A 19,876-nucleotide genomic window follows, 5' to 3' on the forward strand; every position below is an offset into this window, starting at 1 on the left:
GCAAACCACAGCCATTCAGTTTCCCCGGCTACTGCCCGGTTTTGCCGTATGGCGTTCTATACTCATTAGTCTATACGAAACTGAGAAGCCAAGTCCAGTAAGGATTCTGGACCCTTTGGCGTTATAGAAGGAGGAAAGGACTCGGTATAGAATCATTTTCCCGAAGCTGGAATCATTGTCCTTAGCTTCGGTATCTGTACGATTTATATTGACATATGCCGACTCGAGAGTGCTACAGATGACCATATGCCTGGTCTGTTGGGAAACGGATGAAGAGCCTGATAAAACAGGCCCCAGAAAAGGGTTGTGGGGGCGTCAACTGAAAAGAGTACAATGTTTTCAGTCTCTCGAACGTATATGGCTTCATCAGCCGGGCAGGGTGTTGTGGCATCATACTCATTTTATATCGAAAATCCGAATTTTTTATTTCTAACATTTTCTGGCAGGGTGTAAAATGGAGCAAATGGCTTTCTGGAGGATTTATCTCGATATTTTGAAGTCTTCCAGTTGGCGAACTCTGGTGGCCACATTCGTTGGTCACCTCGGCCTGATGCCATTATACGCCACCTCGGAATACGACTCTTTTTTGTGACCGGAGATTCCGGAGGTCAGGCAAACTGATCAGGGCAGTAACTACACAGGAGGACTACTTTATGGCTCAAGAAGATTCAAATGTTGTTATCGACCATGGGCAAAGTCGTTTGTCCGACCTCTGGAGCAAGGAGGACTACCTGGCCATCTGGCTTGGTTTTCTTGTGGTAGCTGTTTGCCTCATTGCCTATCTGGGATTTGGACCGAAGGCTGAATTCGCTGCAAAAATTGATGCTGCAAAACAGGTCCAGGCAGCCGAATCTGCCCGGGCCCCCTTTAAGACCATCGCCTATTATACAGCCGGCGATGATATGAAAAAACTGAAGGCGTCCGGGGAAACTGGTTTTGGCAAGTTCATCTCACATTGGACCAAGAGCCCGGGAACTTGGAAAGAAAATCCCTTCGATTCCCTTGTGTTCTCAGAAGAACAAGCCAAGGCAAAAAATGACAAGGCCATGCCTGCTTATGAAGAAGCCAAGGGTAAGGCTGCCGCGGCATTGGCTGCAGCAACCGTTGCCGAAGAGGCAGCTGCTGTTGCCAGTTTTCAGGATCAGGCTTTAAATGAAGAAGCAGCAGTGAAGATTGCCGACTGGCGGGCGGCCGATAAAAAAGCGGCATCCGCCAAGAGCAAGACTGCCAACAAGGCCTATAACCGTATTCCGAGCCTGATAGGTCTTTGTCTGTTTATGGTTGTGTTTTTTGGCATCGGCATCAAACTGATGGGTCGGAGCGTGAGGGAGTTCGGCTTAGGGTTTATCATCGTTTTCCTGGTGGCTGTTCTGGCCTATATGCTTGGCGGTCAGTCGATCTCCAAGCAATACGGAATCGGTGCTGAGGCCTGGGGTGTGTTATTGGGCATGATTATCGCTAATTCCCTTGGTACCCCGAAATGGGTGCTGCCGGCTTGTCAGGTCGAGTTCTTTATCAAAACCGGTCTGGTACTGCTCGGTGCGGAAGTACTTTTCAGCAAGATTATGTCCATCGGTATCCCCGGTATTTTTGTGGCCTGGGTGGTGACCCCTGTGGTGCTGGTTTCGACCTATATCTTCGGCCAGACTGTTCTGAAAATGCCTTCCAAGACCTTGAACATCGTTATCTCGGCCGATATGTCGGTCTGCGGAACCTCTGCGGCCATCGCCACTGCTGCGGCCTGCAGGGCAAAAAAAGAGGAACTCACGCTCTCTATAGGGCTTTCGCTCGTTTTTACAGCCATTATGATGATCGCCATGCCGGCAGTGATCAAGGCGGTGGGCATGCCTGAGATTCTTGGAGGTGCCTGGATGGGTGGCACCATTGACGCGACCGGCGCCGTAGCTGCTGCCGGTGCCTTCCTTGGCGAGAAAGCCTTGTATGTGGCAGCGACCATCAAGATGATCCAGAACGTCATGATCGGTGTCACTGCTTTCTGTGTGGCCCTTTACTGGTGTATGAAAGTTGAGCAGGACGGCGGGCAGACCCGTAGCGTCGGTGCTGGCGAAATCTGGCATAGATTCCCGAAATTCGTACTCGGTTTTCTTGCTGCTTCCATTCTGTTTTCTTTTCTTGACAGTAACCTTGGCAAAGAGATGAGCGGTGCCCTTATTGATCAGGGTGCAGTCCGCGGCGGCACCCGTCTGCTGCGTGGTTGGTTTTTTGCCCTGTCTTTTGCCGCTATCGGCCTTTCCACCAACTTCAGGGAATTGGCCAAGTACTTCAAGGGTGGCAAGCCGTTGATCCTTTACGTTTGCGGTCAGAGCTTCAATCTGGTGCTGACCCTGACTATGGCCTACATTATGTTCTATCTGGTGTTCCCTGAGATCACCGCGAAAATCTAACTATAAACTGTGAGCCGGAGGAGTTGTGCCTCCGGCTCAAATGGATGATATGGAAATAGCTACGAACAAAAGCATGGCGCAGCGACTCTGTAATTTTGTGGTCGCCCTTGGTGTAGCCGTGCTGTTTGTGTATGTATTTCTACCATATCTGACTCGCTCGTTCGGGGTCTTGAACCGGATGTCGCAATATCTTGATGATAATGGGATTGATCCAAGCCGTTACTATTATACCGATGTTGAACAGGTTCAGGAGGCTGAACAGTATCTCGATTCGGTTCTGGAGCTCGACTAGACAATGGGTATATCAACGCCGGGGGTCAGGAGTCTTTCCTTGGAAGAGAAGAGAAAAATAATCCTCGCCTATGAGGAGGCCATGGCCGGCCGGCTTGCCAGTCAGGTGCTTGAGAAACCGGTACCACCCATCTGGATGATACTGATTCCGGTGTTTTTCGTCTTCTACGCCTGGAAGATAAAAGAATATTCAAATGGTTTGAAAACATTTGCCGACCACTACCTGGTTTCCCGTCGCCGTGCGCTTGAAACAGCGTATGAAGCTGTTCGGAACAATACGATTCCTGAGGTTGAGCCGCTGGTGGCAAAAGCAGAAGCACTCCCGCCTGAAGTCCGTCCTCTCTACCGTGACTGGATTTCGCTGTTGATCGATCATTATCACAACCTGTTGACTGCCAAAGGGGAGAGCGTAGAAGATATGATTCGCACCCATTACCGCAACAAGTCGAATTATCTCTTTGTTGCCAACAGGTTGAGCAGTGCGGAGAAGAATTTTAATAGCGCATTAGTGCCCAAAGTCGAAGGCGACAGGGAGGATGTTCACTTTATCGCCGACCGCATGCAGCAAAGTCTGATCGCGCTTTCTCGAGAAGAGGTGGAGAAGGTTTTTTCATAAACCTTACTACAGGATGAGCAGTGACTGTTGTTGATTCGCGGTTGCAATTATCACTTATACCGCTGGGTCGGGAAACTGGAATTGATGGTTTCGGGCGAGGCCACGCAGAGAAAGGGTGCGGTATCTTTCTGGCTGAAGTCAAAGGTGAAAGCACCGCTTTCCAATAATTCGACGCAGGCATCGACAGCGTCGGGGTCGTAGTAAATGCCGCGATGTTTTTTCAATTCGGCGAGGGCAGCATCCATTCCCTGAGCGGGACGGTAGGGGCGAAAGGAGCTGGTTGCTTCTGCCACATCAGCCACAGCCAGAATACGTGATTCGAGGAGCATCTCGTCGCCGTGGATTCCAAGCGGGTAACCGGAGCCGTCCAGCCGTTCATGGTGCTGGAAGACCATCTGGGCACAGGGCCAGGGGAAGGGAATATTTTTCAATAGCTCAAAACCGATCTGGGGGTGGATCTTGATCACCTCCATCTCGGCGTTCAATATTTTGCCGGTGCGGTTCAGTATCGAAACCGGTACCCGTATTTTTCCGACATCATGGAGGATTCCTGCGATGTGGATACCCTCGGTGATCCGCTCGGTGAGTCCCATTTTTGTTGCTATGGCACAGGCCAGCCGGGCTACACGCTGCTGGTGGCCGGCGGTGTAGGGATCGCGGATTTCTGCCATTAATGCCATGGAATGGATCGAGGCTTCCAGCATCTCTTTTAATTCAAGAGTCTTCTGCTGTACAACTTGTTCCAATTCAAAATTCTGGTCCTGCAACCGTGATTTCATCTCCTCTAAAGCGATGTGGGTCTGCACCCTGGCTTTGACCTCGGCGGCATGAAAGGGCTTGGTGATGTAATCCACGGCACCCATGGCAAAGGCGCGGGTCTTGTCCTCCGTTTCACTTTTGGCGGTGATGAAGATGAACGGTATCGACGCTGTTCCAGGATCGGCTTTTAACCGTGAGCAGACTTCATATCCATCCATTTCCGGCATCATGATATCCAAGAGGATGAGATCCGGGCGGTATTTTACCGCGTATTCCAGGGCGGCAGCACCTTTTTTGGCAATTCCAAGCCGGTACTCGTCTTTTAGGGTGTTGACCAGCAGGTCGATATTAGTGGCGTTGTCGTCAACAATGAGCACCAGCGGCCCCGATTTCATACGTGTTCCTCCTTTCGGGCACGGATGAGGTCGATGGTAAGAGCGGCCTCCTCGTAGTCGTAGCGGTTGAGCTGGCGGACGAGCTCGTCAAGCAATTGACGGGGCAGCACGTCTCCTCCACCAAAAGCATTTTGCAGGATTTCTGTTTTTTCCCGTATCTCTTCAGGATCAGCCCGATCGATGGCCTCGGTAAGTGCCGCCAGCAGCGGAGTGGGATCGAGGGCGACCTGCGGTTTCTCCTGGCCGATGGTATGGTTGTCATGGGTAGTCAGTGGCTCAAGAAAGGAGAGCAGCCGCTCCAGCTCCTTTTGCACCCGCTGGCAAAGATCGAGGATCATCTCCGGGGAGATATTACCGGTGCAGCCATTTTCCAGGGCTTTGGCCGCCTGCTGGAGATCGGAGGCGCCGATGTTGCCACTGCTTCCTTTGAGGCTGTGGGCGAAAGCCTGTATGGATTCCAGGTTGTGGTCGTTCTGGGCCAACTGCAGTAACCTTACCGTATCACGATTATCATGATAAAAACCGACCATGATTTCACGAAAGGTTGGCCAGTCGATGCCGGTGGTTTGGAGCACCTGTTCGATGTCGATGCCTGGAATTTTCGGTGGTGTGATGGAGCCCGCAGGTCTACCGTTCAGGTTGGGTACCGGTTCTGGACCATATGATGGTGTATCCGGTATGGTGCTCAGATCGCTGACCATCTCGATTTTCGGTTTTGTCTCGGTGTGTAGTCGTTTTCTACTGCGCAGGTGATGCCAGAGAGTATAGAAGAGTCGGTCCTGGTTTATCGGTTTGGCAACATAACCGTCCATTCCCGCTTCGAGGCAACGTTCTTCGTCGCCTTTCATGGCATGGGCGGTCATGGCGATAATCGGTAGTTTTTTGCAACCGGGCAACGCTCGTATCGCCCGGGTTGCCGCATAACCGTTCATCTTCGGCATCTGCACATCCATCAGTACCCCGTCGAACTGCTCGGTGGTGACCTTTTCGACCGCCTCTTCTCCGTTGATCACAATGGTTACGTGGATGCCGGCGCCTTCCAGGATGGCGCGGGCCACCTGCTGGTTGGTGTGGTTGTCCTCGGCTACCAGAATCCTACAGCCTCGGAGATGCTTCTTGTAAATGGAGGCACGGGTGGTGAAATCCACTTTTTCGCCGGTTTTACGGGTTCCTTCCCGGCCAAAGGCGTCCATGATGGCGTCAAAGAGGGTTGACTGAAAAATAGGCTTGGTGAGAAAACCGTTGGTGCCGGCCTCTTCTGCCTCTGAACGTCGCACTTCCCGGGCAAAGGCGGTCATCATGATGATGGGTATGGAAAGATTCAGTTTTTTTCGAATCTTCCTTGAGGTTTCAATGCCGTTCATGCCTTCCATCTTCCAGTCCATCAACACCAGATCGACAGTGTTCCGGCTCGCTTGCCCAGCCGTGAGCCGCTCAATGGCTTCGGCACCCGAGGAGACGGTTTCTACTTTGAAGTCCAGCGAGGTGAGCATTCTGGCCATGATGGTGCGGCTGTCACGGCAGTCGTCCACAACCAGGACGTTGAGACCGCTGATGTCAGCCGGGATATCAAGGGCACGGACGGGTGTATCACCCGCTTTTACCAGCCGCACGGTAAAGGTGAAGGTGGAGCCTTCGCCAAGCACACTCTCCACCCCGATAGTACCGTGCATCATGGTGACAAAGCGTCGGCAGATGGAAAGGCCAAGGCCGGTGCCTTCATATTTCCTGGTCGAGGAGGAGTCGCCTTGGGAGAACGGCTCAAACAGGGATGGCAGGTAGTCGGGTGAGATACCGGTACCGGTATCCTTTACCGAGAACGAAAGGATGACCTGATCTTTTTCCAGATGTTCACCGTCTCTCGTCGCATCGTGGACACTGACCAGGATGACCCCGCCAGTGTTGGTGAACTTGATGGCATTGCCGATCAGGTTGGTGAGAATCTGCTGGAGGCGCTGGGAATCGCCAAGGAGCAGGCGAGGGGTGTCGGCGTCCACGTCGACCAGCAGTTCGATGCCCTTTTCCGCTGTCTGGTTGACAAAGACGTCCATAACCTGATCGAACATCTCGTCAAGGCGAAAGAGCCGCTCTCGCAGTTCGAGCTGGCCCGCCTCGATCTTGGAGAAATCGAGGATGTCGTTGATAATGCCTAAAAGGGTAAATGAAGAGTTTTGCACGATCTGCAGATAGTGCTCCACCTCATGTGAAACCGGTTCAGCCAGGGCCAGGTCGGTGGCGGCGATGATGCCATTCATCGGCGTTCTGATCTCGTGACTCATATTGGCCAGGAACTGGCTTTTCGCCAGGGTGGCGGCTTCGGCCTGCTCTTTAGCCTGTTCCAGTTCCTTGTCCAGCTTTTTATGCAGCTCGATCTCCTGCCTGAGTGAGATATGCACCGCCCGCAACCGCCGGTTGAGTTTGACAACCAGAAAGGTGAAAGCGGTATGGGTACAGAAGAAGATAAAGGCAACCACCAGCCACGGCCCGTAGGTGCGGATCAGGTCTCCCATGGTCACTCTACCAAGTTCACGGTAGGGCCCGATGCGCAGTTCGATCATCAGTTCTCGCACTGGCTGATAATTGTGGGGAATTGTCCAGCCTGCACATTCGGCAGCTCTTGCCGCCGGTGAATCATGGGTCATTTGTAAAAGGGCCACCGCCACCTTCTCTGCCAGTTCGTCCGGGGTCTTGGTCACTTTAGCCATCGGCCAGTCTGGGTATTCCCGGGTGGTCACAAAATATGGGCTGGGCTGATCTGAGGGGGTGAGTTGGGGGAGAATAAAAAAATCGGCTAGGGCTATTTTCCCCTCGGCGGCGAGCAGTTCAAGGGTGTTGGTGCGTACGGTACCACCGTCAACCAATCCATCGCGTACTGCGTAGACCACTTCGTCGTGGGTTGTGCCAAAGGTGAGGCTGGCAAAATCGTGGCGCGGATCTATGCCCCGCTCTTGAAACTCCCGCCAGGCCATCTGCCAGCCGCCGAGTGAGGCCTCGTCCACTCCCATAAACGATCTGCCCTTGAAATCAGCGAGGGTGCGAATATCCATCCTGTTGGCACGGGTGAAAATGACACTGCCGTATTGGGAATAGGAGCGGCCGAGCCGCAATTCTTTCATGGTGGCGATCCGGCTCGCGCCATAGAGCTGTTCCAGCTCCACATAGAGGGCCGAATTGGTCAGGATAAAGTCGACCGCACCTTCGCGGACACTTGAGGTGACATGGTCGTGGGGAAGCGGGACGACGGTGAAGGCGAAGCCGGGGATGTTTTGGCTCAGGTAGTCGGCAGTGGGCGCCCAGTTCTTCAGGCATTGGGCTTCACCGCGGGTGGCAAGCACCCCGATTTTCACCGGCGTTTCGGTAGCTGGCAACAATGACGGAACCATGACCGCGAGGAAAGAGGCCAGGAGAACGAGAAAAGAGGGCAGAGTTCGGTGGCATGTGTTCTTCATTAAGAGCACCTGGATTGCATTTTCCGTTTCAGGCGGAAAAAACGGGTTTCACCAGCTCCATAAACGAGAATTACCATACCATAACTTTCTGAAAACCACTCCACAATCCGTGACGATGGAGTGGTGACCTTATAGAGCCCTCTGGAGGTTGGGGAGGCAGCTCAGGCAAAGAGTTTCATGAACACCGGCGGTACCGGGGTTTCAAAGCTGCAGAGCTCGCCGGTCTTCGGATGGGTGAAGGCCAGCACCTGGGCATGCAGGGCAAGCCGGTTGATCGGTTTCTCACCCGAACCATATTTGGTGTCACCCACCACCGGGTGTCCGAGGTCCTGCAGGTGGACCCGGATCTGGTGCTTGCGACCGGTCTCCAGGTTGAGCTGCAACAGCGTATAGCTGGAGTTCGTACGGAGCTTTTGGAAGTGGGTGATCGATTTCTGTCCGTGCTGTGGGTTCTGGGAGGAGTACACCTTCAATGCTTTGCTTTCCGTGAGCCAGGAGGTGATGGTGCCTTCGTTCTCACTTACCTCTCCCTCGACGACCGCCACATAGGTGCGTTTGCTGATAGTCTGCTCCCAGGTCTCCTGGATCTGACGCTTAATTTTCTCGTTGCGGGCAAAAAGCAGCAGCCCGGAGGTCTCACGGTCAATCCGGTGGACAATGAAAATCTTGTTTTCGGGATCCTGAGTTTTTACATAACTACTTAAAATGGCAAATGCCGTTCTTCGTTTCTCCTTGTCGGTGGCCACGGTAAGCAGCCCGGGCGGTTTATTCACAACGATGATATCCGCATCCTCAAAAACGATCTGCAACCCCAGCATGGGTGGAGGCGTTGCGGATCGTTCCCATTGCACTTCCAGCTTCTGCCCTTTTTTTAAAAGATGGTCAAATTGGGTGACGGGCCGGCCGTTCACCAGGACCTGCCGCTCTTTGAGTACAGCTTTTAGCCGGCTGCGGCTTCTCTGGGGCAGGATACGGATGAGGTATTCCAGAAGCGGACTATCGCTGTCAACGGTGAATTTCTCGTTTTTTATCTTCCCGGCGGGGCGGGCTTTCGGCCTGGTGGTTTTCATAACGTGTGTCTCAAAAAAATAGTGTTGGGAGCTGTATGGTTGGTGTTGCTCTCATTGGTCGAAAAGCAGTTCCTGCCAGGGAATGGCATAAAATGCATGGTGCAGCATATGATCGTCCTCAACCAGCTGCTCTTTCAGGTTGGCAAAAGTTTTTCGGGCCAGCGGCAGCACCAGATTGGGTGGCGTGACGACATCCTGTTTACCGATCACCAGCAGAGTGGGCACATTCAGTAGCGTTTGCGGCGGAGTGTAATCGCCAAAATTCAGGGCCGGCGCGAGCAGTATCAACTGCTGTACCCGCTCAGGGTGAGCGATGGCAAAACAGGTGGCCATCAACCCGCCAAAGCTTGAACCGATCAGGGTGAGATTTTGGTGGTTGGCCGAAAGCGTTGCAAACTGGTGGAGCCGTTCCTTAAGGTCACCTGAAAAATCAGGGCATAATACCTGTGGAAATTTTTCCGAAAAGTAGCGGCCCTTGGCACCTTGGCCTGACGAATCGAGGCCATGGAGAAAAAAAATGCTCATCTGTCGTATCCTATCTGCTTGTTGTTCCGGTGGTTGCGGCAGTCAGCACCCTGCCGGTAACAGGTCAATCATTGTGGTGCCGATCAACGGTCTTGTCAACGGCTTATTTGCTGGCACCCTGACGGCAGCTCATAGCATGGTCAGAAGAGAAGACAGTTTTTTATGGATGGGCTATGATGGGCCGACTTGAATATTGAAGAACTTTTGATGATCAAAAACACATTACCATGAGGTTGAGACTATGCGCTATTCAATGGCACAACCCGGCCGGATTTTTGTCCTGCGCCTGGAAGATGGAGAGATCGTCCATGAAGTGATCGAGCGGTTTGCAGTAGAGCAGCAGATCGAGGCGGCTTCACTTGTTATTGTCGGCGGAGCCGATGACGGCAGCCGACTGGTAGTGGGGCCGGCCGAGGATCGCGGCCTACCACTTTCACCCATGAAGCTGCAGCTGGAACACGCCCATGAGGTTACCGGTACCGGTACGCTTTTTCGAGATGAGGAAGGGACACCCTTGCTGCACATGCACATGGCCTGCGGCCGGGAAAAAGAGACCATCACCGGTTGTATTCGCGAAGGCGTGCGGGTCTGGCATGTGATGGAAGTGATTATCCATGAACTGACCGGCTCGACCGCCCGAAGGCTGGTGGAGGAACCGTTAGGGTTGAAGCTGCTCAGGCCGTAACCAGATTGTCAGCGAGAGCGCTGCTGTAATGAGTGTCTGGCAGCGGTAACCTTGCGGAGAACGGATACCAGTACGTCTGGGTTGATCGGTTTGCTGACATAATCATCCATGCCCGAGGCCAGAAACGTCTCCCTGTCACCGGTCATGGCATAGGCGGTCATAGCCACTATGGGTATTCCGGCACAATCACGGTATTCGGGATCAGTGCGCAGGATGCGGGTGACTTCAATCCCATTCATGAGCGGCATCTGGATGTCGATCAGCAGGGCGTCAAAATGGGGCATGACCCGCAGTATCTCCAAAACCTCCCTGCCATTTTTTGCTGTATGGACCTGATGACCGAGATTGCCCAGTACCTTTGAGACCACCAGCTGGCTGATACTGTCGTCTTCCGCCAGCAGGATTCTGAGGTTGTCGTTCACCCCATTGCTTGAAGTGGGCCCGGTCCGCTGTTGCAGTGGCCTGGGGGAGATGGCAAAGGGCAGGGAGAAGTAAAACGCGGTTCCTTTCCCTTCCTGGCTGTTGATGGACATATTGCCGCCGAGGAGTGAGACGAGATGTCTGGAGATGGCAAGTCCCAGGCCGGCGCCCTGGTATTTGCGGGTGAGGTTATTTTCCACCTGAATAAAGGCGTTGAACAGGGCGGAGATTTTTTCATCGGCAATGCCGATACCGGTGTCGATGACGGAAAAAAGCAGCTTCCGTTGGTCTGGCTTGGTTTCAGGAAGGGCAGATACATCGACGGTAACACTGCCTTTATCCGTAAATTTTAAGGCGTTACCGACCAGATTGGTCAAGATCTGCTGGAGGCGGGTGACGTCGCCTATCATATAGGTCGGTACTTCAGGTGAGAGATTGATGGAGAGGGTGATACCTTTTTCCATAAATGCCGGTTTAAAAAGGGCTTCAAGCGAATGCATCGACTCTTGTATATTGAAGATGACCGGCTGGATCTTCAGCATACCTGCTTCGACCTGGGAAAGATCGAGGATATCACCAAGCAGCCGGGTTAACCGTTCCGAGGCTTGCAGGGCGTTGTCAACGTAGTCCTTGAGCGACGGGGGGAGTGGTTCAGATTGCATCAGCTGGAGCATACCCATGATGCCGTTGAGCGGGGTACGGATCTCATGGCTCATGTTGGCCAGGAACTCGGACTTGTGTTTCGAGGCCATTTCCGCCTTGTGTTTGGCCTGCAGCAATTCGCGTTCCACTCGTTTTCGGCGGGTAATGTCACGGACAACGTTGAAGGCCATGAGCTCGCCACCAATTATTGCCCCGCTTGACTGTACTTCCGCATCATAGATGGTGCCGTCCCTGCGGCGATGGCGGGTTTCAAAAAAGTGATCAAGGGTGGCCTGGTCAAGTGGCGACTGACGAATATCTTCTTCCGAGTGAATGATTTCCCAGTCCCAGATATGGAGATTTGTCATCTCTTCCGGCGTATAACCCAGCATATCGGCAAAGCGCTTGTTGGCTTCAATGACCTTATGGTTTCGGTCGGTAATGACAATGCCGTCACCGCTTTTGGCCATGAGGATCTTGCGGCGCTTGGCCTCCTGCAGCAGACGGTTTCTGGTGATCTCACGGTCGGACATGTCCCGTAAGGCGGTGATCCGGATTTTCCTGCCGTCGAGGTCCTCCGTCATTCTGGCCTGGATCTGACAAGGAAAACTGGAGCCATCTTTCCTGAGGGCAATAACCTCATAGGGTGCTTCTTCGCCAGCAGCCATTTTGGCGATGACCGTGGGCCGGTCGTCGGGATGAATCCAGTCTGTCCCTGGGTGCCCCTGCGCCTCGTCGTCGGTGTAGCCGAACATCTTTTCGGCGGTTTTGTTCTGACCGATACAGATGCCGTTTTCCGAGAGAAAGATAGCCTCGAAGGTGGCATCGGAGAGCTGGCGGTATTTTTCGCTCAGTTCCTTGAGGTTACTCCGGATACTTCGTTCTTCAGTGATATCGGTAAAGGTGAGAATGACCGCCGAGGGTTGTGAAATGCCCGGAGTGAAAAGAGGATGACAGCGCAGGTTGATCCAGATGGACGGTCGGTTCGAACGGCGAAGGCAGATGATGCTGTTGTCGGTTTGTTTTCCTGTCTCAAAGCAGGTGGTGGCAGGTGACTGGGAAAGGGGGGTGACTGTTTCGTTTTCATCCAGGACGTACCAGTCTCCTGATGAAAGCAGACTATGTATATCGAGACCCGGTCGCAGTTGAAATGTTGATGCGGCGAGTCGATTGCAGTAAACAACTTTTCCTGCAGCTGACTGGACAACAAAACCTATGTCAACCGAGTCCAGGACGGGAATGAGATTATCGTCCAGAACAAACGAGTTGTCTTTGCCGTTGTAACGGCATAAAGAACTCCAGCTGTCATGGAAAATGTCCTGACTCATGTGGGGTCACCGGTCTTTTCGGTAGAGAAGTGAGAGGGACCATCCTGTTTGCCTTTTGCATCGGCATTGGCGTTGCCGATACGCTCTGCCGGACAAACAGTTGATTTAGAATACTGCAATCGTATAGCGAGAAGCAACAGTTACATTGCGTCTGACAGAATGGGTGGCTATTATCTTCACCGGACAACAGTGAGATGAAATTATTGTCATGACAGTTGAATCGAGCTGTTGAGGTTGTTGATGCCTCTCTTTTGTTTTCGGAAGGCTACATTTTTTTCACACGTGAGATGGATATGGTGATCCGACAACGGGAGAAAGATCCCCTTGGGGCAATGATGCTCGACTATCTGCAGGGACAGCTGGATGTCAGTGTGGAAGTGGAATCGACAACGCTGGAAATGGCCTGTATGAGCGGAGCGGTGATGTTCCGGGGATATGAGCAGATGGACGAACTGGAGCGAACAGGTCTCGACTGCTGTCAGGGAACAGTGCTCGATGTGGGAGGTGGCAGCGGCTGCCACAGTCTCTGGCTTCAGGAACATGGTTTGGAGGTGGACACGCTGGATGTCTCGCCGGGCTGCATCGAGGTTATGCGGCGGCGCGGGGTGCAGCATCCGCTGCATTGCAACTTCTTCTCCCATGGCGGTACAAAATACACCACCATCCTCATGCTCATGAACGGCCTGGGTATCTGCGGTACGCTGGAACGGCTTGGACCGCTGCTCCGGCATGCGAAAAAATTACTTGCTCCTGGTGGAAATCTCATTGCCGATTCAACAGATCTGACCCCGCTCTTGCGTGGAAAACGGGTGAGCCGGCGTGATGGCCAGTATCTTGGGGAAACCATTTTTGTCATGAAATACAACGAGATCGTTTCAGAGCCCTTTCCCTGGCTCTATATCGATTTTGCTATGATGCAAACAATTGCGGGATTTAACGGTATGCAATGTGAACAGCTTATAACGTTTCCCGACGGCCGCTATCTTATGCGGATCTATGAGTGAGCAATATGGAGTTACTATGCTAAGCGATCAGGAAAAAACACGCGAAGAGTTGCTGGCAGAAGTCGCTTCGTTGCGAAAACGGCTGGCCAACGCAGAGTTGGAATTGTTTTCATTTGAAAAGCAGTGTGAGGAGCGTAACCGTGACCTCGCCCGAGAGTGTGCCGAGCACCGGAAAGCTGTTCAGGCGCTGGAAATGTCGAGGCTGATCGTGGAGCGTAGTCCCGTTATTCTCTTTCGCCGGATCGCCGGGGAAAACCCGCATCTTGAGTATATATCGGAAAATGTCCGTCAGTTTGGCTATTCGCCCGAGGATTTTTTTTCAGGTGCTATTCATTTCAAGGATGTCGTCCACCCGGACGACCAGGTGCGGGTGGGGGAGGAGATCCGTCGTTATGCCAAAGAGGACGTGGAAGAGTATACCATGCACTATCGATGCATAACCAAAGATGGCGATGTACGCTGGATCGAGGATCAAACCTCGGTTATTCGTGATGCGGATGGGTGCAAAACCCACAATCAAGGTGTTCTGTTTGATATTACCGACCGCCGCCTCGCGGAAGAGGCGCTCAGGAAAAGCGAGGAAAAATATCGTCGGATTGTTGAAACCGCCGCCGAGGGTTTTGTGCTCATGAATGAAGACCTTATCATTGTCGATGTCAACGACGCCTATTGCCGGAACACCGGCTATTCCCGTGAAGAACTGATCGGTACGAGCTCTTTTGACCGTGGCACAGAAGAGTTCCGCGAGTTCATGTTACAGAACAGAGATACCCTGTTGAATCAAGAATATCGGGAGTTTGAAGGCGAAGGGTATGGCAAGGACGGCAGGCGCATTCCTTTCCTTGTGCACGGTAATACCTTAAGAAACGACCAAGGGGAGATTATTGGTCACATGGCCTTCATCACCGATATGACCGAGCACAAGAAGGCGTTGCGATTGGCCGGTGAGGTGCAGAAAAGTCTGCTTCCCCAGGAGAAACCCCAGGTCAGAGGGCTTGATATCGCGGGAAGAAACGTCTCCTGCGATGAGATCGGCGGTGACTATTTCGACTTTATCTGGCAGCGCGATTCACACCAGGGACCGTTCAATGTGGTGGTGGGGGATATCTCCGGCCACGGAGTCGATTCTGCCCTGCTCATGACCACGGCCCGCGCGTTTTTACGGATGCGGGCTTCGCAGCCGGGGACCATCTCCGAGATCATCTCGGCCATGAACAGCCAGTTGGCGAGAGATGTGCTCGACTCGGGCCGGTTCATGACCCTCTTTTATCTCTCCATCGACCCTGAACATCGGCGCCTGGACTGGGTGCGGGCAGGTCACGATCCTGCGCTGCTTTACGATCCGGTCCAAGACGAGTTTACAGAATTAAAGGGCGAGGGTATTGCGCTGGGGGTTGTCGACGAAGTGAACTATCATGAGCATCGTCGTGAGCATTTGGCCAACGGCCAGATCATTGCTATCGGCACTGATGGCATCTGGGAGGCCTTCAATATTCAGGGGGAGATGTACGGTAAAAATCGTCTGCGTGAGTGTATTCGTGCCAATGCGATGCGCAGCGCTGCGGAAATTCTGGGCGCTGTATATGAGGAGTTGCGACGGTTCACCCTGGGGCGCAAAACCGAGGATGACATCACCCTGGTGGTAATTAAGGTCGATGGTCTTGAGCCCTGAAAAATGTACTTTTTAGAGGCATGACAGGACTTGTTTGACCTAATCGTCCCTTGTCTTTCTTGCCGCCTCTTTATTGGCGGTCGCCATCTCTTTAGCTGTTACTGAATCGTTGTATCTATCAAACAGCTTTTTGGCACAGTCCGGACAGATGGAGTGGCTGAATTCTGCTTCCGAATGATGGCGGATATAGGTCTCTATCCGGTTCCAGTAACCTGAATCGTCACGGATCTTCTTGCAGGATGAACAGATAGGCAAAAATCCGCGCAGGGTTTTCACCTCGGAAAGGGCCTTACGGAGCGAATCGTTCAAGTGAATGATCTTGGCCAAAAAAAGCAGAACACAGGCCATGAAGATGATCAGAAATACAATCTCCTTGAGATACTTGTGAAAAACGTCTCCAAGGGTAAAGGCACCGAAATCCTGGTAGGGCCCAGTCCGTAATTCCTTAAAAAGTTCATGAACGCCCTGATAGTTGAGGGGTGGTGTCCATCTGGCATATTTCCCAGTTACTGCTGCCGGACTGCCCGGCTTCATCGTGAGCAGGGCGACAATTACCTTCTCGACGACGGTCTCATCGGTGTGCTGCAGCCGTGCCAGCGGCCATTCTGGATAAAGTTGGGTAGAAAGCAGGTAGGGAAAGTCCGGTACCTTCTGCTGGTTGAGAATTTTCAAATCTGCCAGCTTAATTCGTCCTTCCTTCACCATGTTTTCAAGAACGTGAGTGCGGACGGTTCCCGCATCCACCTCACGGTTGAGCACTTTGTAGACAATTTCATCATGGGGAAGCCCGTTAAACAGTAATTTGGCAAAGTCATGCTGAGGATTTATCCCAGCTCGTTTCAGTGTCTGCCAAGCCACAAGATATCCTCCAAGCGAATTGGCCCCAACCGCCAGAAATGTCTTGCCCCGAAGGTCAGAAAGATCGTTGATGTCACCCCGGTCGCTGCGGGTAAAAATCACCCCGCCAAACTCTTTGAAGGGGTGCCCATCAATGGAAACCACCATGGTCAAAATCCTGGTGACCCCGAAATTTGCCTCAAGCGTCACGTAATGGGCAGTATTGGTCAGCACGAAATCAATGGTTTTTTCGGTGACAGCCCGATCTATCTCCGGATAATTCATCGGTACCATCTGGAAACGATAGCCGGGTATAGCCACATTTAGATACTCGGCTGTGGGCGCCCATTGTGTCCTGGTCTGTTCGGCGGTACGAAAACTCAATACTCCAATTTTTATTGGCACCGGTTCCGCGGCCAGGTTGAAGGGCGCCCACACTGCCATGAGCAAGGCCAGTACCGATGTTGTGAAAAGGTATATGTTTTTTCGAGTGGATTCGAAAAAAGGCTCGAGAACCACTTTTATCATGTTGTGATACATTGGATGAATGTTGTCATCGTAAGATGTTGAGATTTTTCTCAGCTTCTTCTGTCGTTTTCATGTAAAGGGCTGCTTAGCTATCAGCCAAGGCTGTCCAATGGTACGTTTCCCTTGTTACATCATCTGTTTTTTTCTTTTGCTCATTTCATCATACAGGATAGCGAACTGTTTTCGGTAGGCAGGAACCGTAAATAGTCACAAGTTTTTTTGGAGATAGAGTTTTCCTGTCCCTTCGTGTCATGTTGCTTAACTATAGATAGAAAAACTATTGAGGTATACATGCCAGCATGATATCATGAATATAACGTAAAAACGAATAGATAGGCGATATATGTGCTAGGGAGCATTGTATATTCAATAATATCGAAGTGTTACGTAATGGTGGCGGCATGGCTCTGATGGTTGCAGAACATACTGAAGTAACTAGAAATATCAGCATTTTTTTCCCTGGGGGCTGTTTCCCTCAAGATGGTGACTTCTCATCTGGCGATGCTTCGGAGTATTTGACCGAAAAATCGGAGATTCTGCCCTATCTGCAGACACTGCTTTTTGAAGAACGTCTGGTAGGTGTGCAGATCGAACACCAGACCCGACATTTCTATACCTCTCTCGTTGATGAACTGCCCGACTTGGTCCAATTAAATGATGTGATCAGTGTTGATCCGGACCATGAGCCGGGGGCGTATCTGAAAAAACTTTCGCACATAAACCTGGCGCCACTGGAACCGGTTGCCGGCAATCTTTTGATACGTCAGAGTAAATTCATGGTGCTGGAGTTTTATACCGGCACAACCTCGGTTGAGCTGGGCACCTTTTTCATCAAAATCGCTCAGAAGCGCGGCGAGCAGGTGGTACAGTGCGCATTTCCGATATTGGCCAGAATTACGCGAAATGCCAGGCCATTTCGGGCGAAAACCCATAAGGACTACCAGTCGTTTATCAAAATTCTTATTGGACCAAGAGAGTTTCTGCAACAGGAGTTCTCATTGATTGATCTGAGTGCCAGGGGGCTTGCATTTGGCAGTGATGTTCCCCTTGAAGCTATTTCTATGGGCTCTCGTCTCAAAGTTGCTGTTGATTGTCGCTCATCTGAACCTATTGAAGTGAATGCTGTCGTCCGGCATCTGGCCAGAGCTCGAAAACATAACAAGGCCACCTATGTCTGTGGTATTGAATTTGATCTTGAAACGCGTGCACTCGCCGCGATGATCGAACAGAAGTTCACAGTCCTGCAGCGAACATTTATCAGGGCCTTACGGGAAGAAACCGAAGGGCTGGGTGTTGAACTGAAGTTATAGGGTCATTACACCTTCACCTCGTCGTACAGCAGAGTAAATCGCTTGCGATAGGCTGAAGGTGAAAGACCGGTGTACTTTCTGAAAAGTCGACGAAACGAGGTGACATCCTCATATCCCACCGCTCTGGTGATGAAGTCGACAGTTTCTCTGGTCTTTGTAAGTGACTCTCTGGCCGCCTCAATGCGTATTCTTTGCAGGTATTCACTTGGGCTGTCGCCTGTGGCTTTTTTGAAACGTCTGGTGAAGGTTCTCTCGCCAAGGCCTGCCGTTCCGGCAAGCTGGGCAATTGTTACCGGCTGGGAAAAATGGGTTTCCAGCCATTGTTGTGCTTGCAAAATCTCCGCATCACCGTGCTGGGTATAAAAGCTGCAAGTGGCATAAGGGAGCTGCGCCTGCCTGGTGGTATCAATCAAAAATGTCCGAGAGATAGCGGTGGCCAGCTCAGGTGTGCCGAAGCGGCGTACCAGGTAGAGGCAAAGGTCAAGGTAGGAAGTGACGCCGCCTGAACTGATGATGTCACCTTCGTCGATCAGCATCTTTTCCGCCCTGAGGATAACCTTCGGGAACTGCTGTTTGAATTCATTTGCCAGGGCCCAGTGCGTCGTGGCCCTTCTATTGTCCAGAAGTCCCGTCTTGGCGATTAGAAAGGAACCTGCGCAGACACAGCAGATGCATGCACCTGAACTGTGCTGGCGAATGAGCCAGCCGATGAGATGCTGATTGTGGAGGGTGGGTTGGAGATCACCATATGCTGCAGGGATAATGATGATATCGTAGGTCTTGTTATCGGCTATTGTGGCGGTGGATGCGATCTGCAAGCCGTTGAAGGAGGTCGTTCCGGCAATGCTTGGTTGGACTATGTTGACCTCACAAAATGGTTCGCTGTCGTTATGCATCTGTTGCCATTGCAGATTGCTTACCGAGAAGATGTCCTGCGGGCCGGTGATGCTGGAGGAAATGGCGTTCTGGATGGCAAGAAGTGCGATAGTGAGCATAGGTCGTGAAAAATGATTGTTGAGAAAAGAGGATTGGCCAGATTTATCTCAGCATAATAGTATTTCATCGTATTGTCCAATTTGACCCCTATTATGTCTGATCAGACACTTTTGCTGCTGGCTATATCTATCTTACAATAGCAGCATGTCGAATACGGGTTTTGGGCCGGGGAAAACAAGGCGACCTGAATTTCAACGATGCATTCTACGATTATCAACTGAGCCTTTTGCAAAAGTATCATTTTCCTTCAAGATCAAGGCGTGTGAAAAAATTTTATCACAGACATATACACAATATTTCGAGGATCAAATTTTGAACATAACGCAGAGATTGAGCGAAAAGGAACTTTTGCAAGTGGCTCAACTATCTTGGAGAATAAAATGAATAACACCGCACTCATTATCATCGATGTTCAGAACGATTATTTTCAGGGCGGCAGGATGGCGCTGCCAGGTGCCGAGGAGGCTGCTGCAAACATCCGGCAGGTGCTGGAATCATTTCGAGAGAATAAGCTACCGGTTATTCATATCCAGCACGTTTCACTGCGAGAAAACTCCACCTTTTTTCTGCCGGAAACAGAAGGTGTCAAGATTCACCAGCTGGTCGAGCCGGCAGCCGGGGAAAAGGTGATTGTCAAGCACTGGCCCAACAGCTTCCGGGAGACGGAATTCTTAGAATATCTGCAGCAAGAGGGTATTGAACATTTGGTCATCTCCGGAATGATGACCTTTATGTGTGTGGATGCAACCACGCGGGCAGCACTGGATCTGGGATTTGGTTGTACGCTACTCCATGACTGTACTGCAGCGCCGCCTGCCGAATTTGCCGGGGTCAGTTGTAGTGCAGAGCAGGTGCGGGCGGCGGTGACCAGTGCCTTGGCCCTGTTGTGTGATCGGGTGCTGAGTAGTGAGGAAATGGTGGCGTTGCTGTAAGCCGGTCTGAAG

The 19,876-nt window shown here is 51.9% G+C and carries 16 protein-coding genes; 9 read left to right on the plus strand and 7 right to left on the minus strand.

Annotated features, from left to right (window positions below; translation table 11 throughout):
* Positions 1 to 653 precede the first annotated feature (653 nt).
* The 3 genes from BUF15_RS19400 to BUF15_RS19410 are packed head-to-tail and all read left to right on the plus strand — an operon-like array spanning position 654 to position 3,312.
* Positions 654 to 2,405, plus strand: a complete 1,752-nt coding sequence (locus BUF15_RS19400; RefSeq protein ID WP_073615375.1) for a YeiH family protein — start codon at positions 654 to 656, stop codon at positions 2,403 to 2,405.
* 25 nt (positions 2,406 to 2,430) lie between these two features.
* Positions 2,431 to 2,697: a hypothetical protein gene (locus BUF15_RS19405; protein ID WP_200802426.1), complete on the plus strand. Its 267-nt coding sequence runs from the start codon at positions 2,431 to 2,433 to the stop codon at positions 2,695 to 2,697.
* A gap of 39 nt (positions 2,698 to 2,736) precedes the next feature.
* Positions 2,737 to 3,312: an NF038143 family protein gene (locus BUF15_RS19410; protein WP_073615376.1), complete on the plus strand. Its 576-nt coding sequence runs from the start codon at positions 2,737 to 2,739 to the stop codon at positions 3,310 to 3,312.
* A gap of 50 nt (positions 3,313 to 3,362) precedes the next feature.
* On the opposite strand, the gene BUF15_RS19415 is transcribed toward BUF15_RS19410, so the two are convergent.
* The 4 genes from BUF15_RS19415 to BUF15_RS19430 all read right to left on the minus strand — a co-directional run bounded on the left by BUF15_RS19415 (position 3,363) and on the right by BUF15_RS19430 (position 9,510).
* Positions 3,363 to 4,466 (minus strand): HD-GYP domain-containing protein, encoded by a 1,104-nt coding sequence (locus tag BUF15_RS19415; RefSeq protein WP_073615377.1) that lies wholly within the window; start codon positions 4,464 to 4,466, stop codon positions 3,363 to 3,365.
* Entirely contained in the window at positions 4,463 to 7,915 is a 3,453-nt protein-coding gene (locus BUF15_RS19420) for a hybrid sensor histidine kinase/response regulator (protein WP_073615378.1), read from the minus strand. Before BUF15_RS19420 ends, BUF15_RS19415 begins: the two co-directional genes overlap by 4 nt.
* A gap of 161 nt (positions 7,916 to 8,076) precedes the next feature.
* Entirely contained in the window at positions 8,077 to 8,985 is a 909-nt protein-coding gene (locus BUF15_RS19425; protein WP_073615379.1) for an RluA family pseudouridine synthase, read from the minus strand.
* Between the two features lie 51 nt (positions 8,986 to 9,036).
* Positions 9,037 to 9,510 (minus strand): alpha/beta fold hydrolase, encoded by a 474-nt coding sequence (locus BUF15_RS19430; protein WP_073615380.1) that lies wholly within the window; start codon positions 9,508 to 9,510, stop codon positions 9,037 to 9,039.
* On the opposite strand from BUF15_RS19430, the gene BUF15_RS26870 reads away from it, so the two are divergent.
* A complete protein-coding gene (locus tag BUF15_RS26870; protein ID WP_143170787.1) occupies positions 9,503 to 9,700 on the plus strand; it encodes a hypothetical protein in 198 nt (65 codons plus the stop codon). The genes BUF15_RS19430 and BUF15_RS26870 overlap by 8 nt on opposite strands.
* Before the next feature lie 51 nt (positions 9,701 to 9,751).
* Positions 9,752 to 10,195 (plus strand): PPC domain-containing DNA-binding protein, encoded by a 444-nt coding sequence (locus tag BUF15_RS19435; RefSeq protein ID WP_073615381.1) that lies wholly within the window; start codon positions 9,752 to 9,754, stop codon positions 10,193 to 10,195.
* 8 nt (positions 10,196 to 10,203) lie between these two features.
* Here the strand turns inward: BUF15_RS19435 and BUF15_RS19440 are convergent, their stop codons facing one another.
* Entirely contained in the window at positions 10,204 to 12,585 is a 2,382-nt protein-coding gene (locus tag BUF15_RS19440) for a PAS domain S-box protein (protein WP_073615382.1), read from the minus strand.
* Positions 12,586 to 12,878: 293 nt separating this feature from the next.
* Here BUF15_RS19440 and BUF15_RS19445 point away from each other — a divergent pair, with 293 nt between their 5' ends.
* On the plus strand, positions 12,879 to 13,589 hold the full coding sequence (locus BUF15_RS19445; RefSeq protein ID WP_159441332.1) for a class I SAM-dependent methyltransferase: 711 nt from the start codon (positions 12,879 to 12,881) through the stop codon (positions 13,587 to 13,589).
* A 16-nt stretch (positions 13,590 to 13,605) separates the two neighbouring features.
* Positions 13,606 to 15,261 (plus strand): SpoIIE family protein phosphatase, encoded by a 1,656-nt coding sequence (locus BUF15_RS19450; protein WP_073615383.1) that lies wholly within the window; start codon positions 13,606 to 13,608, stop codon positions 15,259 to 15,261.
* A gap of 39 nt (positions 15,262 to 15,300) precedes the next feature.
* On the opposite strand, the gene BUF15_RS19455 is transcribed toward BUF15_RS19450, so the two are convergent.
* Positions 15,301 to 16,542 (minus strand): phosphate/phosphite/phosphonate ABC transporter substrate-binding protein, encoded by a 1,242-nt coding sequence (locus BUF15_RS19455; protein WP_159441333.1) that lies wholly within the window; start codon positions 16,540 to 16,542, stop codon positions 15,301 to 15,303.
* A 485-nt stretch (positions 16,543 to 17,027) separates the two neighbouring features.
* On the opposite strand from BUF15_RS19455, the gene BUF15_RS19460 reads away from it, so the two are divergent.
* Positions 17,028 to 17,936 (plus strand): PilZ domain-containing protein, encoded by a 909-nt coding sequence (locus BUF15_RS19460; RefSeq protein WP_073615385.1) that lies wholly within the window; start codon positions 17,028 to 17,030, stop codon positions 17,934 to 17,936.
* A 5-nt stretch (positions 17,937 to 17,941) separates the two neighbouring features.
* Here the strand turns inward: BUF15_RS19460 and BUF15_RS19465 are convergent, their stop codons facing one another.
* Positions 17,942 to 18,931, minus strand: coding sequence for a GlxA family transcriptional regulator (locus BUF15_RS19465; RefSeq protein WP_073615386.1), 990 nt, complete (start codon positions 18,929 to 18,931; stop codon positions 17,942 to 17,944).
* 381 nt (positions 18,932 to 19,312) lie between these two features.
* Here BUF15_RS19465 and BUF15_RS19470 point away from each other — a divergent pair, with 381 nt between their 5' ends.
* Positions 19,313 to 19,864, plus strand: a complete 552-nt coding sequence (locus BUF15_RS19470) for a cysteine hydrolase family protein (protein WP_073615387.1) — start codon at positions 19,313 to 19,315, stop codon at positions 19,862 to 19,864.
* Positions 19,865 to 19,876 lie beyond the last annotated feature (12 nt).

Origin of the sequence: Desulfopila aestuarii DSM 18488, assembly GCF_900143695.1 — a bacterium.
In the GTDB taxonomy this organism is placed as follows: domain Bacteria; phylum Desulfobacterota; class Desulfobulbia; order Desulfobulbales; family Desulfocapsaceae; genus Desulfopila; species Desulfopila aestuarii.

Excerpts from the sequence above, each read along its gene's own strand:
- BUF15_RS19470 (WP_073615387.1), top strand. The coding sequence starts at position 19,313 with ATGAATAACACCGCACTCATTATCATCGATGTTCAGAACGATTATTTT.
- BUF15_RS26870 (WP_143170787.1), top strand. The coding sequence starts at position 9,503 with ATGCTCATCTGTCGTATCCTATCTGCTTGTTGTTCCGGTGGTTGCGGC.
- BUF15_RS19430 (WP_073615380.1), bottom strand. The coding sequence starts at position 9,510 with ATGAGCATTTTTTTTCTCCATGGCCTCGATTCGTCAGGCCAAGGTGCC.
- BUF15_RS19425 (WP_073615379.1), bottom strand. The coding sequence starts at position 8,985 with ATGAAAACCACCAGGCCGAAAGCCCGCCCCGCCGGGAAGATAAAAAAC.
- BUF15_RS19460 (WP_073615385.1), top strand. The coding sequence starts at position 17,028 with ATGGCTCTGATGGTTGCAGAACATACTGAAGTAACTAGAAATATCAGC.
- BUF15_RS19420 (WP_073615378.1), bottom strand. The coding sequence starts at position 7,915 with ATGAAGAACACATGCCACCGAACTCTGCCCTCTTTTCTCGTTCTCCTG.
- BUF15_RS19455 (WP_159441333.1), bottom strand. The coding sequence starts at position 16,542 with ATGGCAGTGTGGGCGCCCTTCAACCTGGCCGCGGAACCGGTGCCAATA.
- BUF15_RS19450 (WP_073615383.1), top strand. The coding sequence starts at position 13,606 with ATGCTAAGCGATCAGGAAAAAACACGCGAAGAGTTGCTGGCAGAAGTC.
- BUF15_RS19440 (WP_073615382.1), bottom strand. The coding sequence starts at position 12,585 with ATGAGTCAGGACATTTTCCATGACAGCTGGAGTTCTTTATGCCGTTAC.
- BUF15_RS19465 (WP_073615386.1), bottom strand. The coding sequence starts at position 18,931 with ATGCTCACTATCGCACTTCTTGCCATCCAGAACGCCATTTCCTCCAGC.
- BUF15_RS19435 (WP_073615381.1), top strand. The coding sequence starts at position 9,752 with ATGCGCTATTCAATGGCACAACCCGGCCGGATTTTTGTCCTGCGCCTG.
- BUF15_RS19415 (WP_073615377.1), bottom strand. The coding sequence starts at position 4,466 with ATGAAATCGGGGCCGCTGGTGCTCATTGTTGACGACAACGCCACTAAT.
- BUF15_RS19400 (WP_073615375.1), top strand. The coding sequence starts at position 654 with ATGGCTCAAGAAGATTCAAATGTTGTTATCGACCATGGGCAAAGTCGT.
- BUF15_RS19445 (WP_159441332.1), top strand. The coding sequence starts at position 12,879 with ATGGTGATCCGACAACGGGAGAAAGATCCCCTTGGGGCAATGATGCTC.